The organism is Micromonospora thermarum (assembly GCF_012034245.1).
GTDB classification, from domain to species: Bacteria; Actinomycetota; Actinomycetes; order Mycobacteriales; family Micromonosporaceae; genus Micromonospora; species Micromonospora thermarum.
Genome location: NZ_JAATEO010000012.1, coordinates 1 through 15,877, shown reverse-complemented (window position 1 = coordinate 15,877; position 15,877 = coordinate 1). Strand labels below are relative to the sequence as shown.

Below are 15,877 nucleotides of genomic sequence, written 5' to 3'. Positions count from 1 at the left end.
GGCACGGGGGATTAGCGATGGCCGAGTAGATCGACCCGCCTTGGTGAAAGCGACTCTAGCACAGCAGCCTGTGAAAGCACTGTCAAACCGTTTAAACGCCTCCAGCGTCGTGTAAGGTGTGCGGCGGGCAGCACCACGACGACAGGACGCACATGCCGCAACCCACTCAGGTGACCGCCGCCGAGATCTCCCGGCTGGCCGGCGTTACGCGCGCCACCGTCAGCAACTGGCGTCGGCGTCACCCTGACTTCCCCGCCCCATCAGGTGGGACGGAGGCGAGCCCGGCGTACGACCTGGAGGCTGTTCGGGCCTGGCTCGCCGCCCGTGGACAGTTGCCGGCCAGTTCTCCTGCAGATGACCTGCGCACCGCCCTGCGCGCCAGCGCGTCCGATCTCGCCCACCGAAGCGGGCTCCTCACGCTCGTCGTCGCGGCGAGTCGCATTCCCGACAGCAAGGTGGAGACGGCCATCGGGCTTCCCGATGACCGGATGTCCGCATGGGCGCAGAAGACGAGCCGGTCGTACGCCGATGACATCCCCGGTGCGGACGACCTGACCTATCAGCCCGAAGAGGCGGAGCTGCTTCGCACGCTGCTGCGCTGCATCGCCGAGGAAGGCGCGGCGCGGACGCTGGAGGTGTTCGCCGAGGGCGACATCAGCGACAGCAAGGTCAGCGGCGCCTATCGAACGCCGCCATCAATCGCTGATCTGATGGCCGATCTTCTCGCCGGCCCAGGCGAGCCGTACCCGGAAAGGGTCTTCGATCCCGCGTGCGGTGTCGGTGGCCTGCTCCTGGCTGCCGCCGCGCGCGGGGCCCGCGAGTTGTACGGCCAGGACATCGTGCCATTGGTGGCCGCGCAAGCCGCCGCCCGCCTTGCCGTTCAGGCTGAGGAAGCAAAGTCGCACGTCCGGGTCGGCGACAGCATGCGCGACGACGCATTCCCGACGCTGGTCGCCGACGCGGTGCTCTGCGCCCCGCCCTACGGCCACCGCGAGTGGGGCCATGAGGATCTGGCGTACGACCCGCGGTGGGTGTTCGGCCTTCCGCCGAAGGGCGAGTCGGAACTGGCGTGGTTGCAACACTGTCTGGCGCACCTGGCCCCAGGCGGGCGTGCTGTCCTGCTCATGCCGCCCGGATCCGCGTTCCGGCCGTCGGGGCGGCGCGTAAGGGCCGAGATGGTCCGTAGCGGAGCACTACGAGCCGTCATCGCTCTACCGATCGGGATGGCCCAACCGCTGCACATCGGCCTCCAACTGTGGCTGCTCGAACGGCCACATCCACAGGCGACCCTGCCGTCAGCCGTTCTCATGGTCGACACCCCGGGCGCAGAGACCACTAGCGCCGACGACACGCCGGGCAGGCGCTCACCGTTGGACTGGCCTGCGGCGCGCGCTGCGGCCCTCGCCGCCTGGAAGGACTTCGACCGGCACCCCGACAACTTCGATCCCATTCCAGGCGTGGCACGGGCCGTCCCGGTCGTCGACCTCCTCGACGAGGCGGTCGACCTCAGCCCGGCCCGCCATGTCCGCGCCACCCCGGTCTCGGCGAAGCCTGACGAGCTCGCCGAGATGGCGTACGAGCTGAGGAACCGGCTGCGGCGCGCAGCGACCGGACTGGTGACACTCAGCGGCGGTCACTCCTGGTCCCCCGCCGGCGCCGATCCGCGGTCATGGCGAAGCGCCAGCGTCGCTGACCTGCTACGGGGTGACGCCCTCACGCTGCTTCGCGCGCCAGCGGCGATTCGCAGCTCAAGCCCCGCTGTGCAGAACTCCGAGGTGCCCCGGACACTCACCGCCCGGGACGTGATGTCCCGTCGGCCCGCCTCGGGTGCCGCCGAGGAGGAACCCTCGGACGAGGACGTCACCATCCAAGCTGGGGACGTCATCCTCCCCGAGATGCTGCACGAAGGCATAAGCACCGCCCGCGTCGCCGACGCCAGCGACGCCGGCCATCTCCTCGGCCGGCACCTTCACCTCCTGCGTCCCGACCCCGCTCGCCTTGACCCGTGGTTTCTCGCCGGATTCCTGGCCGCCGAGAACAACCTCAACGCCGCATCGTCCGGCACCACCGTGGTCCGGATCGACCCCCGGCGCCTCCGGATTCCCCTGCTTCCCCTCGCCGAGCAACAGCGGTACGGCAAGGCGTTCCGCCAGCTCCATGCGCTACGTGTCGCAGCGGACATCGCCAACCGCCTCGCCGACGAAGCAGCCCGCACCCTCGCCGCCGGCCTCACCGGCGGTGCGTTGCTTCCACCAGACGCTGCCCCACGCTCGACCTGACACCGGTCGAAGACCTGAAACGAGAACCCGTCCCCCACCCGTCCAGAGCCAGGAACAGCGGAAGGAACCCGTTGAACAGCAGCAAGCACACCGAGCTGGCGAACCACGCCTGGTCGGTCGCCGACCTCCTCCGCGGCGACTACAAGCAGTCCGACTACGGCAAGGTCATCCTGCCGTTCACCGTCCTGCGCCGTCTGGAGTGCGTCCTCGACCCCACCCGGGACAAGGTCCGGGCCGAGTACGAGCGGCTCAAGGACCAGAACGTGGACATCTCCCGGTTCCTACGCCGCGCCTCCGGACACCGCTTCTACAACGTGAGCGGCTACACGTTGAAGTCGATCGCCAACGACTCCGGCCAAGCCGCGAAGCACCTGCTCGCCTACATCGGCGCGTTCTCCGAGAACGCGCAGGAGGTGATGGAGCGCTACGAGTTCGCCCAGCAGGTCCGGCGACTCGACAGCGCCAACCTGCTCTACCGGGTGGTCAGCCGCTTCGCCGACCTCGACCTGCACCCCTACCAGCGCGACAAGAAGACCGGCGAGATCCTCACCAACGACCGTGGCCAGCCTTTGGTGAACGTCTCCAACCACCAGATGGGATACGTCTTCGAGGAGCTGATCCGGCGCTTCGCCGAACAGTCCAACGAGACCGCCGGCGAGCACTTCACCCCGCGCGAGGTCATCGAGCTGATGGTGAACCTGCTCGTCGCCTCAGACGACGACGCCCTCAGCATCCCGGGCACCTCCCGTACCGTGATGGACCCGGCCTGCGGCACCGGCGGCATGCTCTCGGCCGCCGAGGAGCACATCAGCAAACTCAACCCGTCCGCGACGGTGACCGTCTTCGGCCAGGAGCTCAACCCGGAGTCCTGGGCGATCTGCCGGTCCGACATGATGATCAAGGGACAGGACCCGGAAAACATTAAGTTCGGCAACTCGTTCAGCGACGACGGCCACCGCGGCAAGCACTTTGACTATCTGCTGGCCAACCCGCCCTTTGGCGTGGAGTGGAAGAAGGTCAAGGACGAGATCGAGCGCGAGTACGAGACGCTCGGCGAGAGCGGCCGGTTCGGCGCCGGCCTGCCCCGCATCAACGACGGCTCGCTCCTCTTCCTCCAGCACATGATCTCGAAGATGAAGCCAGTCACCGCCGACGGCAAGGGCGGCAGCCGCATCGCCATCGTCTTCAACGGCTCGCCGCTCTTCACCGGCGCGGCCGAGTCCGGCGAATCGCGGATCCGGGAATGGATCCTGAAAAACGACTGGCTCGAAGGCATCGTCGCCCTACCTGACCAGCTTTTCTACAACACCGGCATCTCCACGTACTTCTGGATCCTGACCAACCGCAAGGCCAAGGGCCACCAGGGCAAGGTCGTCCTGCTCGACGCCCGCGACCAGTTCGCCAAGATGCGCAAGTCGCTCGGCGACAAGCGCAAGTACCTCACCCCCGAGCAGATCAAGGCGATCACGCGGCTGTACGCCGAGGCGCTCGACGTCGCCAAGGATCCCGACCACCCGCAGCACGGCAAGGTCAAGGTCTTCGCCAACGAGGACTTCGGCTACCGCCGAATCACCGTCGAACGCCCACTGAAGCTCCGCTTCGAGGTCACCGACGAGACCCTGACCGCGCTGGCTTCTTCGAAGCCCATCCAGAAGGCCGCGGACGTTGACGCGCTGATCACCGCCCTGAAGCCCCTGGTCGGACAAGTGTGGACGACGAAGCGGGCGGCGTGGGACGCGCTGCGCTCCGCGATGGCCGAGGCCGGCGTGCTCTGGCCCTCCGGCACTGCCTTCCAGAAGGCGATGCGGGACATCGTCGGGGTACGCGACCCCGAGGGCGAGGTGCAGACCGTCAAGGGCAACCCCGAGCCCGACCCCGAGCTGCGCGACTACGAGAACGTGCCGCTGGACGAGGACGTCGAGGAGTACCTGCGCCGCGCGGTGCTACCGCACATTCCGGACGCCTGGATCGACCACGAGAAGACCAAGATCGGATATGAAATCCCCTTCACCCGCCACTTCTACGTCTACAAGCCGCCGAGGCCACTTGCCGAGATCGACGCCGAGTTGAAGGCGCTGGAGGCTGAGATTCAGGCTCTTCTGGGGGAGGTGACGCAGTGAATCTGACGGAAATGCCCTGGGTTGCAGCCGCTCCGAGCCACTGGAGGCGCGGACGGCTGAAGGACATGATCAGCTCGTCCGCGAACGGAGTATGGGGAAATGATGCGCTCGGGGATGGGACAGATGTCTTCTGCGTTCGGGCAGCCGACTTCGACCGAACCCGGCAACGAGTAAGCAAGGAACGTTTACCGCTTAGAAGCATTGATAGCAAGGCACTAAGCCAGCATATGCTCCGTCCGGGCGACCTAATCCTCGAGAAGTCTGGCGGAGGCGAGAAACAGCCGGTGGGGATGGCCGTAATTTTCGATCTTTCCGAGCCGGCCGTTTGCTCGAACTTCTGCTCTAGACTAACGCCAGCTCATACAATAGAACCGAGGTTCTTATCCTATTCGCTTGCCGCAGCGTACAGCCAAGGGCTAACCCAAAGCGCGATCAAGCAAACTACAGGGATCCAAAACCTCGATGCGGGAGTTCTTTTCTCTTCGCCATGGGCATATCCGGAAATTGAGGAGCAGCGCCGGATAGCCGACTTCCTCGACGTCGAGACGAGCCGGATCGACAGACTGATCGAACGGCGCTCTCGGCAGCTATCACTCCTTGCAGAAACCGAGATATCTAGGGCTTACGCTGCTATCCGAGGAGAGAGTGTGGAGGGGCCTCGCCAGTTCAGCGGCTTGCAATGGCTTGGCGATATCCCATCCGCATGGCGAGTAGCAGCCGTGTCCCACCTATTTGAGGTTGAGCTCGGCAAGATGCTCAACCAAGAGCGCGTTCGCGGGACCCACCTACGCCCCTACCTCAGGTGCGCCAATGTGCAGTGGGACGAAATCGCTCTCGACGATCTCCTTCTAATGGATTTTTCGACCGAAGAGCAGCCAAGGTACAGGCTCCGCAAGGGTGATCTTCTCGTTTGCGAGGGAGGAAGCTGGCCGGGACGCGCCGCAATCTGGCAGGGAGAACTTGAAGAAATCTACTACCAGAAGGCCCTTCACCGCTTGAGAAGCAGGGGTAGGGACCTGGAGCGCTGGTTGTTCTATTGCTTATTGGTGGCGGAAAAGATGAGCGTATTCGCCGTTCAGGGAAACTCAAGCACAATCACACACCTGACCCGAGAGCAACTCAAGGCACAACGCTTTCCATTCCCCGAGCCCTCCGAGCAGGCGAAGATTGTCCGAGAGCTTGATGCCGCCAAGCAAGCGGATTCAATTCTCGGTAATAAGCTAAGAACTCAATCGGCTGTACTGCACGAAAGGCGCCGAGCTTTGATTGCCGCCGCCGTCACCGGCCAGATCGACATCTACACCGTCAGCGGACGAGGAATCGAGGACTGACGCGCTATGAGCCCCATCCACCACGAGTCCGCCTTCGGTGACGCCATCGTCGCAGCTCTCCTCGCCGGCGGGTGGGAGCTCGGCAGCAACGCCGACTACCACGCTGACCTCGGCTTGGACACCCACCAGCTCTTCACCTTCATCGGCGCGACTCAGCCCGACGAGTGGGAGGACTTGGTCACCTTCTACGGTGGCGACCGGGACGCCGCGCAGCGTGGGTTCGTCAAGCGCCTCGACCAGGCGATCAACGCCGACGGGCTGCTCGACGTGCTCCGCAAGGGCGTGAAGGACCACGGCGTTCGCATCCGGGTCGCATACTTCAAGCCGTCGTTCGTGGAGTCCGACGAGATCCTGGCCGACTACCGGCGTAACCGGCTCACCGTCGTCCGGGAGCTGGCGTACGCCACCAAGCAGGCCGACCGGGGCAACCGGTTGGACCTCGCCTTGTTCCTCAATGGCATCCCGGTGGCCACGGCGGAGCTGAAGAACCCGCTGACCGGCTCGGGTGTCGAGCACGCCAAGGAGCAGTACAGGATCGAGCGGGATCCGACCGAGCTGATCTTCTCGCGTCGGGTGATCGCCAACTTCGCCGTCGACCCGGACTTGGTCTTCGTCACCACCCAGCTGCGCGGCAAGCCGACCCGGTTCCTGCCGTTCAACACCGGCTCCGCGGGACCGGGTCGGCCGGGCGGCAAGGGCAACCCGCCGGCCACCGCGTACGGCACCTACGCCACCTCCTACCTATGGGAGGAGGTCTGGCAGCGGGACAACTGGCTCGATCTGCTGGAGCGCTTCGTCCACCTGCACAAGGAGAAGGGCGCGGACGGGCGTACCCGAAAGTCCTTGATCTTCCCGCGCTACCACCAGTGGCATGCTGTGAAGACGCTGACGGCGCACGCGGCGCGGCACGGTGCGGGCCACAACTACCTGGTCATGGCCTCGGCAGGATCAGGCAAGTCGAACACCATCGCTTGGCTCAGCCACCGCCTGTCGTCCCTGCACACGCCCGGCGACGTGACCGCGCTGGACCCGGACGCGGTCAGGGCCGGCCTGAAGCCGGGCTCTCCGGTCTTCGACAAGGTCGTCATCATCACCGACCGTCGGAACCTCGACGCCCAGCTACGCGAGACGGTCGGCAGCTTCGAGCAGACCGCCGGCCTGGTGGTGAAGATCGATGAGAACCAGGGGGCGAAGTCCGAGCAGCTCGCCAGGGCGCTCTCCCGCGAGACGGGGAAGATTGTCACCGTAACGCTGCACACCTTTCCGGCCTTGAAGGAATACCTCAAGCAGAACCCAACCGAGATCCAGGGCCGGCGGTTCGCGATCGTCATCGACGAGGCGCACTCGTCCCAGTCCGGCGAGGCCGCCGGCTCAGTCCGGGAAGTGCTGCGGGACCTGGGCCTGGACGCGGACTCCGACGACCCGGGCGCGACCAGCGCGCCAGCGACGCCCGACATTGAGGCGCGGTTGAAGGGCAACGCGCGCAAGCGGCAGCGGGCCGCCAACCTGTCCTACTTCGCGTTCACCGCCACCCCGAAGCACAAGACCCTCGAAGGGTTCGGCACGCTGGGCAAGGACGGGAAGTACCACCCGTTTCACACCTACTCGATGCGGCAGGCCATCGAGGAGGGCTTCATCCTTGATCCGCTGCGTAACTACGTCACTTACAACACCTACTGGAAGCTCGTCAACGGCAACCCGGACGAGCGGAAGGTCGACCCGGCCAAGGCGAACCCGCTGCTGGCCCGCTATGCGCTCACCCACGACTCGACGGTCGCCCAGCACGCGCAGGTGATTGTCGAGCACTTCCGGACGCATACCGCTGGGAGGCTCGGCGGACGGGCGAAGGCGATGGTGGTCACCGCAGGCAGGCCGCAGGCCGTACAGATGGCCCGGTCGATCAAGAAGTACATAGACGATCTGGGCTATCCCGATCCCGGCGTCCTGGTGGCCTTCTCCGGCAGTCTCACCTACGACGGGGAGGAGACGACCGAGGCGAAGGAGAACGGCGGCCTGCCGGAGAGCGCGCTGCCGAAGGCGTTCGCCTACACGCGCGCCGACGACAAGGCCGCGCAGGCCGGCGGCGCCGGGCAGCCCGAGTATCGGATCCTGGTGGTAGCGGAGAAGTATCAGACCGGCTTCGACCAGCCGCTGCTCACCACGATGTACGTCAACAAGACGCTGACCGGCATCGCCGCCGTGCAGACCCTGTCCCGGATCAACCGCACTGCCGACCGCAAGAGCCAGTCCGACCTGGCGGTGCTGGACTTCGTCAACGACGCGGAGAACATCAAAGAAGCCTTCCGCCCGTACTTCGAGGAAGCCGCCACCCTGCCCTCGGACCCCAACCTGCTCTACACCGCGCAGAGCAAGGTGATGTCCGCGGCGCTCCTCGTCGACGAGGAGATGCTCGCCTTCGCGGGGGCCTGGCTGGCCGCCGACGAGCAGGCCGCCGGCAGCACCGCGAAGTGGGAGAAGCTCCACGCCGAGCTGTACCGGCACCTGGACCCGGCGGTCGCCCGCTTCACCGAGCTGCTCAACAGCGACGACGAGGACGACCAGGCCACGGCCGAGACCTTCCGGGCCGACCTGAACGACTACGTCCGCAAGTACAGCTTCCTCTCCGGCATCGTCCCGTACTCCGACCCTGACCTGGAGCGGCTCTACCTCTATGGGCGGCACCTGCTCAACCGGCTGCCCCGCCGAGATGACGGCGGCGTGGACATCGGCGAGGTTGACCTCAGCCACCTGCGGGTGGAGAAGACCGGCGAGCACGATGTCAGCCTCGTCCCCGAGGGGCCGGCCGACATGAAGGGTTTCGGCGACGGATCGGGCGGCGCCAAGGAGCCGGAGAAGTCGCTGTTGTCGGAGCTCATCGACCGTTTCAACGAGAAGCACGGCACGGAGTTCACCGAGCAGGACGTCATCAAGCCCTTCAACGAGGCGCTCGCCGACCCGAAGGTGCGGCTGGCCGCTGTGGCCAACGACGAGGAGAACTTCGGGCACGTCTTCGACCCGGTCTTCGAGGATAAAATGATGGACCACTTCGACACCACCGCCGACTTGGGACGCAAGTACTTCGACCCACAGCAGAACTTCCGCAGCTCGCTCAACCGCAGCGCCCGCAGCGCCGCCTGGCAGATGATCCGCCGCCAGGAAGGCGTGGTTGACGACGCCGCCTGACGAGCCGCCGCCGTCCGGGGCTATCGGGTCACCGCTCACCTTGGGTGACCCGATGGCTCTGGACGGGTCACTGGCCAACCGGAACACTGACACCCGGAGGGCCGCCCAACGTGCGGGGGTGACAGTGCGGGCAGAGCGGATCGCCGGCCGGTACGAGCTGGTCGACGAAATCAACTCCGGCGGCATGGGACAGGTCTGGCGCGGCTACGACGCCGTCCTCGACCGCGAAGTGGCCGTGAAGCTGATCCGCGCGGACGTCATCTCCTCCGCCGAGCAGGCCGAGGAGTTTGCCAAGCGCTTCCGCCGCGAGGCCCGCGTCACCGCCCGCATCCAACACCACGGCGTCCCCCAGGTATACGACGCGGTGCTCGACAGCTCCTACGACCGCGTCTACCTGGTCATGGAGTACGTGCGCGGCACCTCGCTGCGCGCCTACATCAACCCGCTCCGACCGTTGCCGATCGAATGGGCGGCGGCGATCGCCGCGCAGATCTGCACCGTCCTCTCCCACGCCCACGCCATCCCCGTCGTCCACCGAGACCTGAAACCCGACAACGTCCTGGTGTCCGACGCCGGGGCGGTCAAGGTGCTCGACTTCGGCATCGCCGCCATCCTCCGCACCGACGTCACCCGCCTCACCGTCACCGGCAGCGTCATCGGCACGCACCACTACATGCCCCCTGAGCAGATCCAGGGCGCCCAGATCACCCCGCAGAGCGACCTGTACGCCCTCGGCTGCGTGCTGCACGAGCTGCTCGTCGGCAAGACAATCTTCGACGGCGGCAACGAGTTCGAGCTGATGCAGCAGCACGTCTACCAAGCGCCGCTGCCGCTACGCAAGGTACGGCCGGACGTACCGGAAGCGTTGGAACAGCTTGTTCTCCAGCTCACCGCCAAGGTTCCCGAGCAGCGCCCTCGAGACGCAGTCGACGTGTACGAGCGGTTACTGCCGTTCCTCCCCGCACCGGGATCACGGCCTCCAGCGGCCGGGCACTTCCCGACCGGGGTGCCGGACCCGACGCTCCTGTACCGCCGACCCAACGCGCCGCGGCCTCGACCGGACACCCCTCCCGCGCCAGATCCCCGTGACCGCCCCATTCCGCCTCAGCCGTCAGTCGAGGACCCGTCGACGGACCTACGAGGAGCGATCAACGGTGCGGTGTCGCACTCCAACGACCTGCTCGCCGAAGAGCGGTACGCCCAGGCGGCGGAAGCGCTACAACAGGTCATCGAACCTGCCGCAGCGACGCTTGGCATCGAGAGCCCGCGTGTCCTTGCCCTCCGCCAGCGTCGAGCGGCCATCCTCGTCATCGGCGGCGACTTCCGTCAGGCCCTGCCGGAGTTCGATGCCCTGTACTCGGCCTTCGCGCGGACCGGAGGGCCGACCAGTGACGATGCGCTGGCCTGCCTGCGCCAGGCAGCCCACTGCCGGGCGGAGCTGGGCCAAGCCACGATCGCGCTGCGCCAGTTCCGGCAGGTGCTCACCCACGTACGCGCCACCGAGGGGGACGTGTCCTCCGACGCGTTGGAACTACGCCGGAACATCGGATTGCTCCTGCTCGCCGAAGGCAACGTCGAACAGGCGATGGCCGAGCTGGTGCCGCTGCACGAGGACCTCTCGCTGGTCTACGGGACGGACCACGAGGAAACCCAGGAAATCGCCGACGTCCTCACCCGACTGCGGGTCGCCGGTGGCGAGGAAAGTTAGATGCTGGCGCCAATGCGGTCTGTGCCTTCCGGAGAGGGATGCCAGGACCGACGTTTTAGTGTCCTCCCCTCGTGACTGGAGATCCATCCGCCCAAGTCGTTGATTGTCTGTAACTGCAGCCGAGTTGCCGCTGTAGGCGTAAGCGAGTTCAGCACGCTGAGCGACACGGGACTGACTGCTGGTGGCGTCGTTGGGTAGGGTCACCGCCAGAGATCGCGGTCCATCGGTCCTGGGGAGACGTTGGCATGGAGTCGGTGGCGTCGGCCTTCGGTCGAGCGGTGGCGGCGCACCGGGAGGCCGTGTCGCATGTGGAGGCCGCCCGGTCGCGGTTGCGTGATCGTGCCGGTGAGGACAGCGTCTCGGCGCAGGCCCGCGAGGATGCGCGGCGGTTCGCTGCCGGTATGCAGCGGCTCGCCGAGAGGTTGACGCCGGGTTGGCTCGGTTGCCGGCTGGACGGTGCCGCCGTGGACCTGCCGACGGGCGTTGATGCGGTGCTGGGGCGTCCACTTCCTGTTCGGCTGGGTGAGGCGTGGCCGGTCGCCGGAAGCGTGTTCAGTGTGGTGGTGCCGTTCGTGGGCGCCGGTCACTTGGCGGTCGACAGTGATGCCCGTGATCCGATGGTGGCCCGCTGGCTCCGCGGCGTGCTGCTTCGGGTGCTTGCCGCGCTGCCAGACGGGGCGCTGCGGGTGGCGGCGGTGGACGGTGCGACGTTGGGGGCGGTGTTCGGTCCGTTCCGTTCGATGGTGGAGGCGGAGGCGTGGCACCGGCCGGCGATCGATCTTCCTGGGTTCCAGCATGTGCTGTCCGAGGCGGAGGAGCGGATCGAACGCGCCCAGGCCGGCGAGATAGATCCCTCCGTGCTGCTGGTGTGTGTAGCGGCCCTTCCTGAGGGTGCGGGGCGTACGGAGTGGTCGCGGCTGGCGGCCATCGCCCATGCCGGTCCGGCGGCGGGGGTGTTCCTGTTGCTTGCCGGGTATCCGCCGCCGCAGCATCCGGGTCTGAACGCAGCGCCTCGCTTGGAGAGCACGACGCATCTGACGGCGGCCGGCGGAGGCCTATTCGCAGTGTCTGACCCGCCAGGCCCGCACCGGTTCAGCTCTGACGGCTCCGGGTTGGCGGTGCCGATGCGGCTGGATGCCGGCCCGTCGGACGATCTGGTGGAGTCCATCTGCCGTAGGTTGGCGAAGGCAGCGCGGGTGCAGGCGTCGACGGACTTTGCCGCGCTGATGCCGGCCGAGATCTGGCAGGAGTCATCGGTCAGCGGGCTGCGGACCGTGGTGGGCCGGGAAGGCCGCAACGACTGTGTGCTGGCCCTTGATGACGCGACGCCGCACTGGTTGGTGGGTGGTCGGACCGGGTCGGGTAAGACCGTGTTCCTGCTCGACGTGCTCTACGGCCTGGCGTCGCGATACTCCCCGGACGAGCTGGGGTTGTACCTGCTGGACTTCAAGGAAGGGGTGTCGTTCGCGGAGTTCACGCCCACGGCGGTGGACCCGTCGTGGATCCCGCACGCCCGCACGGTCGGCATCGAGTCCGACCGGGAGTACGGGCTGGCGGTGCTGCGGACGTTGTCGCGGGAGATGACCCGGCGGTCGACGGAGCTGAAGCGGGCCGGGGTAACCAAGATCGCCGACCTGCGGGCCGGGCGGCCGGACGTAGCGATGCCGCGGCTGCTCGCGGTGATCGACGAGTTCCATGTGCTGTTCGAGGGCAACGACGCCGTGGCCGGGCAGGCGGTGGCGCTGCTGGAGGAGCTGGCGCGTAAGGGCCGCTCGTACGGCATCCACCTGATCCTGGCGTCGCAGACGATTTCCGGTGTGGAGGCGCTGTTCGCCAAGACCGAGTCGATCTTCGGGCAGTTCCCGCTGCGGGTCGCGCTCGCCGGGGGCGGCGGTGTCCTCGACCAGCTCAACGACGGCGCGGACAACCTGCCCATCGGAAGCGCCGTCATCAACTCGGCGGCCGGAATACCGGGGGCGAACCGGGTCATCCGCTTCCCGAACGCCGACGCGGAGTCGGTGACCGCGCAGCGGCACCTGCTGTGGAACGCCCGCCCACCTGGTGACGCCCCGCCGGCGGTGTTCGCCGGCTACGCCGAGCAGCACCCCGACCAGGACCCCACCTTCGTCCGCCTCTCGCCGAATGTACGGCGACGGCGGGCCCTGGTCGGCCGCGCCGTCGACGTCGGCCTGCCCACCGCAGGGTTCACCCTGGACGAAACCCCAGGCAGCCACGTCGCCGTACTCGGCACCTCGCCGGTCGGGGCCGACGTCCTTTACGCGGCGACCGTGAGTCTGGCCCGCCAACACGCACCCGGCACTGCCCGTTTCCTCATCGCGCCGCTGGTCGCCGCAGCCGACGAGGCCGCCGACGCCACCGTCGAAGCGGTCACCTCTGCTGGACAATCGTGCGGCACCATCTCCTCGGTTCAGTTCCGGGCACGACTGGGGGACCTCGCGCAGTCGACCGCACCCACAGACGGTCAGACGACCTACCTGGTGGTCTTCGGCGCCGACGCCGCGAGCAGCCTCCTCGCCGCCAGCGACCCCACCACCTACCGCTCCGGACACGACGACCTACGAGCCGTACTGGCCAACGGCCCCACCCACGGCGTCCACCTGCTCGGCTGGTGGCGCACCGTGAGCCGGTTCACCGACGACCTCGGACCGACCGGCGGCAGCGAGGTCGCCTGCCTCGTCGCCCTTAACCTCCCCGGCAACGACGTCGGAGCACTGCTCGGGGACTACGCAACGGAATGGCAGTCCCGCCCCAACCGGGCCCTGCTGATCGATCGGCACGACAACCGCCGCGCCCTCATCGTTCCGTACGTCCGCCCCGGCACCCTCGATCAGATCGACGACCTCGCATGACCGACCACCCCACCATCCCGATGCCCCGAGACGGCGGCTGGGCCGCCTACACCGACTATTCTCGCCGCCTGGCGACCCTGTTGCAGGACGAACGCGCACGCGCCGAGCAACAGGCCGCCGCCAGCCGCGACGGGCAAGCCGCCGTCGACCAGATCACCCACCGGCTGGGGACTCAGCGGCAACACCTCCATCAACTCGCCGCCACCCTGCGCCTGCCCGAGCCGCACGTCGGCGGGATCGCACCCGGCCCGATACCCGACCCCGCCGAGGCGCTACGTCGGGCCGCAGCGGCCGCCGACGCGGCCGACGTCGCCGCCGAGAACGCCCACCGGCGGGCCGCGCAGCCACCCCTGCTGCCCGGGTTCACGCCGCTGGCCCGCAACGCCCTCGTCTACGCCGCCGCGGCGATGCTGGGCACCTTCGCGTCGCTGCTGATGTTCGCCGTCAGCCCCGACGCCGACCTCGGCCGCATCCCGTGGCAACTCGTGCCCTGGTCCCTATGCGGGCTGCCCGCGCTGGCCTTCTTCGCCGGCTACCTGACCATCAGCCTCGTCGGACAGCCGCGCATCGGCGGTGGCGGCACCCGCTCCGCGCGGGCCGGCGGAGTGATCTGTTTTGTCGGCATGCCGATCTTGTGGTTCATCTTCATCGCCGCGACCCGAGGCTGAACCACAGACGCACCTGCCACCGGCGGCGGGGCGTTGGACACCACGAATCAGGGGAGGAACATCCAGTGGCCACCATCGGAGACATCAAGGCCGGCCTGGCTCACGGCAAGTCCGAGGCCGACAAGGCACTCGCGCAGCTCGCCGGCGTCAACGCCCAGGTCGACAAGGCCATCGCCGTACTCCAGGCTCTCGCCGCCGGCACCCAGCAGCCCGCCGTCATGGGCGCCATCGGCAAGCTCAGCGCCGCCAAGCAGAAGTTCGGCGAGGGCGCCGGCCTCATCCAGGCCGCCATCGCGCAGACCGAGAAGTACAACGCCGTCCTCTGATTCCCTCTGACACCGAACCCCCGGAAGGTCATCCCGATGCCCACCGTCATTGTTCCCGTCGGTCTGAACCTCGGCCCCTCCTACCGGTACGTCACCCCACCCGATCCGAACCCGGAGTATTGGGAGGTTCGGCTCGGCAACGATTCCGAGGAGCTGACCGACGAGGAGTTCCATGTGTGGGGCCGGGCATTCCTGGATCCTGAGCGCCACGCCCGTCTGGAGGTCAGCCGCGAGACTCTCCGGCGCGACGCACTGGCAGCCGGAAATGGCCCCACCGACCCGGAAGCGGTCATCGACCGACTTCTCGACCGTGGTCTGCTGATCGAGTTCGACCCGGACGGTGAACTGGAGAAGCCGTTCCGGCGGATCAAGCTCTACCCACTCGCGGAAGGTATGGGCAACACCCCCGACGAGCCCGATCGACGGCTCATCGGCCACAACGGGCAGGCCCACGTCAAGGTCAACTACACCGTCTACGGGATGTGGGCCTATTCGTCGACCATCGGATCGCTTTGGGACGCGTGCGTCGACTTCGAGGCAGGCACGAAGGAACAGCATGAGGCTGGCGAGGATGTGGAGGAAACCTCCGCAGCCGAAGTGGCAGCCGAGGCTGCAAAAACCGTTCCGATGCTGATCGCGTCTGGCTGCGCGTTCCTCGACCTGGTGCGGTAGCTGTCGATGGCTTGGACGAGAGGGCGCGGGCAGCGAGGACGAACCAGGGACCTGGGCAGACCTGGGGCGCGCCAGAAGGCTGCTGGCGCGCTGACGGCAACGGTCGGCGCCCTCCGAGACACCGCCATCGAGTCTGCGCGGGAAGGCATCACCAAGGTCAGCGAGAAGGTGGGTAAGGCGGCCGGGGCTGGGATCGCTGTCGCCGCCACCGCGGCAGTCGATGCCGCTGGCTACCAGCCCTCTCCCTTGGTCGCGGTGGGCGCGGCGTACGCCGGCATGAAGGTGGGTGGCCTGGTCGGCCGCGCGATGAATGCCGGGCTGGACCGCATCGCCGCCGGGCGCGGTGGTGGTCCGATCGGTTTGGTGATGGCGGAGTTGAGCATGGTGCTGCAGACGCTCGATCAGGTGGGCCGGGGCATCGTCGAGGTTGTCGACTCGGTGAACAAGGCCCAGGCCCACTTTCAGAAGGTCAGTAGGGGCGGAGGCAACAACCTGCTGAACAGCGCGGTGCGTGCGTGCCGGCAGGCGCCCGTTCGCCTCGAAGAGGGCGTGGACGAGGTCAAGCAGGCCCAGGACCTCGTCGGCAGGCACCTGGTGGCGGTGGCGACGGCCGGCGGCTGAGCACCTGGTCGTCGCCGCATGCCAACACGTCATCGAGCACGTGGAGGGTCAGTCGGCCAGCGGATCGTGCGGTGCCGGCTCGTCGGACTGAGGGAGCCG

Annotated in this window: 10 protein-coding genes; all 10 read left to right on the top strand. The window is 67.4% G+C overall.

Translation table 11 applies throughout. The annotated features are described in order from the left end of the window. Nucleotides 1–170: 170 nt before the first annotated feature. The 10 genes from HCJ94_RS12880 (at nucleotide 171) to HCJ94_RS12835 (ending at nucleotide 15,778) form a co-directional block, all read left to right on the top strand. A complete protein-coding gene (locus HCJ94_RS12880) occupies nucleotides 171–2,279 on the top strand; it encodes an N-6 DNA methylase (RefSeq protein ID WP_168001244.1) in 2,109 nt (702 codons plus the stop codon). A gap of 71 nt (nucleotides 2,280–2,350) precedes the next feature. Beyond that, nucleotides 2,351–4,399 carry a type I restriction-modification system subunit M gene (locus tag HCJ94_RS12875; RefSeq protein WP_168001243.1) on the top strand — a complete coding sequence of 683 codons (2,049 nt, stop codon included), beginning with the start codon at nucleotides 2,351–2,353 and terminating at the stop codon, nucleotides 4,397–4,399. A gap of 65 nt (nucleotides 4,400–4,464) precedes the next feature. Further along, a complete protein-coding gene (locus HCJ94_RS12870; protein ID WP_205801192.1) occupies nucleotides 4,465–5,730 on the top strand; it encodes a restriction endonuclease subunit S in 1,266 nt (421 codons plus the stop codon). 6 nt (nucleotides 5,731–5,736) lie between these two features. Further along, a complete protein-coding gene (locus HCJ94_RS12865) occupies nucleotides 5,737–8,913 on the top strand; it encodes a type I restriction endonuclease subunit R (protein ID WP_168001241.1) in 3,177 nt (1,058 codons plus the stop codon). A gap of 118 nt (nucleotides 8,914–9,031) precedes the next feature. After that, nucleotides 9,032–10,621, top strand: coding sequence for a serine/threonine-protein kinase (locus HCJ94_RS12860; protein ID WP_309227244.1), 1,590 nt, complete (start codon nucleotides 9,032–9,034; stop codon nucleotides 10,619–10,621). A 401-nt stretch (nucleotides 10,622–11,022) separates the two neighbouring features. Continuing rightward, nucleotides 11,023–13,491 (top strand): FtsK/SpoIIIE domain-containing protein, encoded by a 2,469-nt coding sequence (locus HCJ94_RS12855; RefSeq protein ID WP_168001385.1) that lies wholly within the window; start codon nucleotides 11,023–11,025, stop codon nucleotides 13,489–13,491. Continuing rightward, nucleotides 13,488–14,159: a hypothetical protein gene (locus tag HCJ94_RS12850; protein WP_168001240.1), complete on the top strand. Its 672-nt coding sequence runs from the start codon at nucleotides 13,488–13,490 to the stop codon at nucleotides 14,157–14,159. The genes HCJ94_RS12855 and HCJ94_RS12850 overlap by 4 nt, the downstream gene beginning before the upstream one ends. A 65-nt stretch (nucleotides 14,160–14,224) precedes the next feature. After that, a complete protein-coding gene (locus HCJ94_RS12845; RefSeq protein WP_120331787.1) occupies nucleotides 14,225–14,485 on the top strand; it encodes a hypothetical protein in 261 nt (86 codons plus the stop codon). Nucleotides 14,486–14,521: 36 nt separating this feature from the next. Beyond that, the gene (locus tag HCJ94_RS12840; RefSeq protein ID WP_168001239.1) at nucleotides 14,522–15,157 is read left to right on the top strand and encodes a hypothetical protein; all 636 of its coding nucleotides are present in this window, start codon (nucleotides 14,522–14,524) and stop codon (nucleotides 15,155–15,157) included. A 192-nt stretch (nucleotides 15,158–15,349) separates the two neighbouring features. Further along, complete coding sequence (locus HCJ94_RS12835; RefSeq protein ID WP_168001384.1) at nucleotides 15,350–15,778, top strand: hypothetical protein; 429 nt, start codon at nucleotides 15,350–15,352, stop codon at nucleotides 15,776–15,778. The last annotated feature ends 99 nt before the right edge of the window (nucleotides 15,779–15,877 follow it).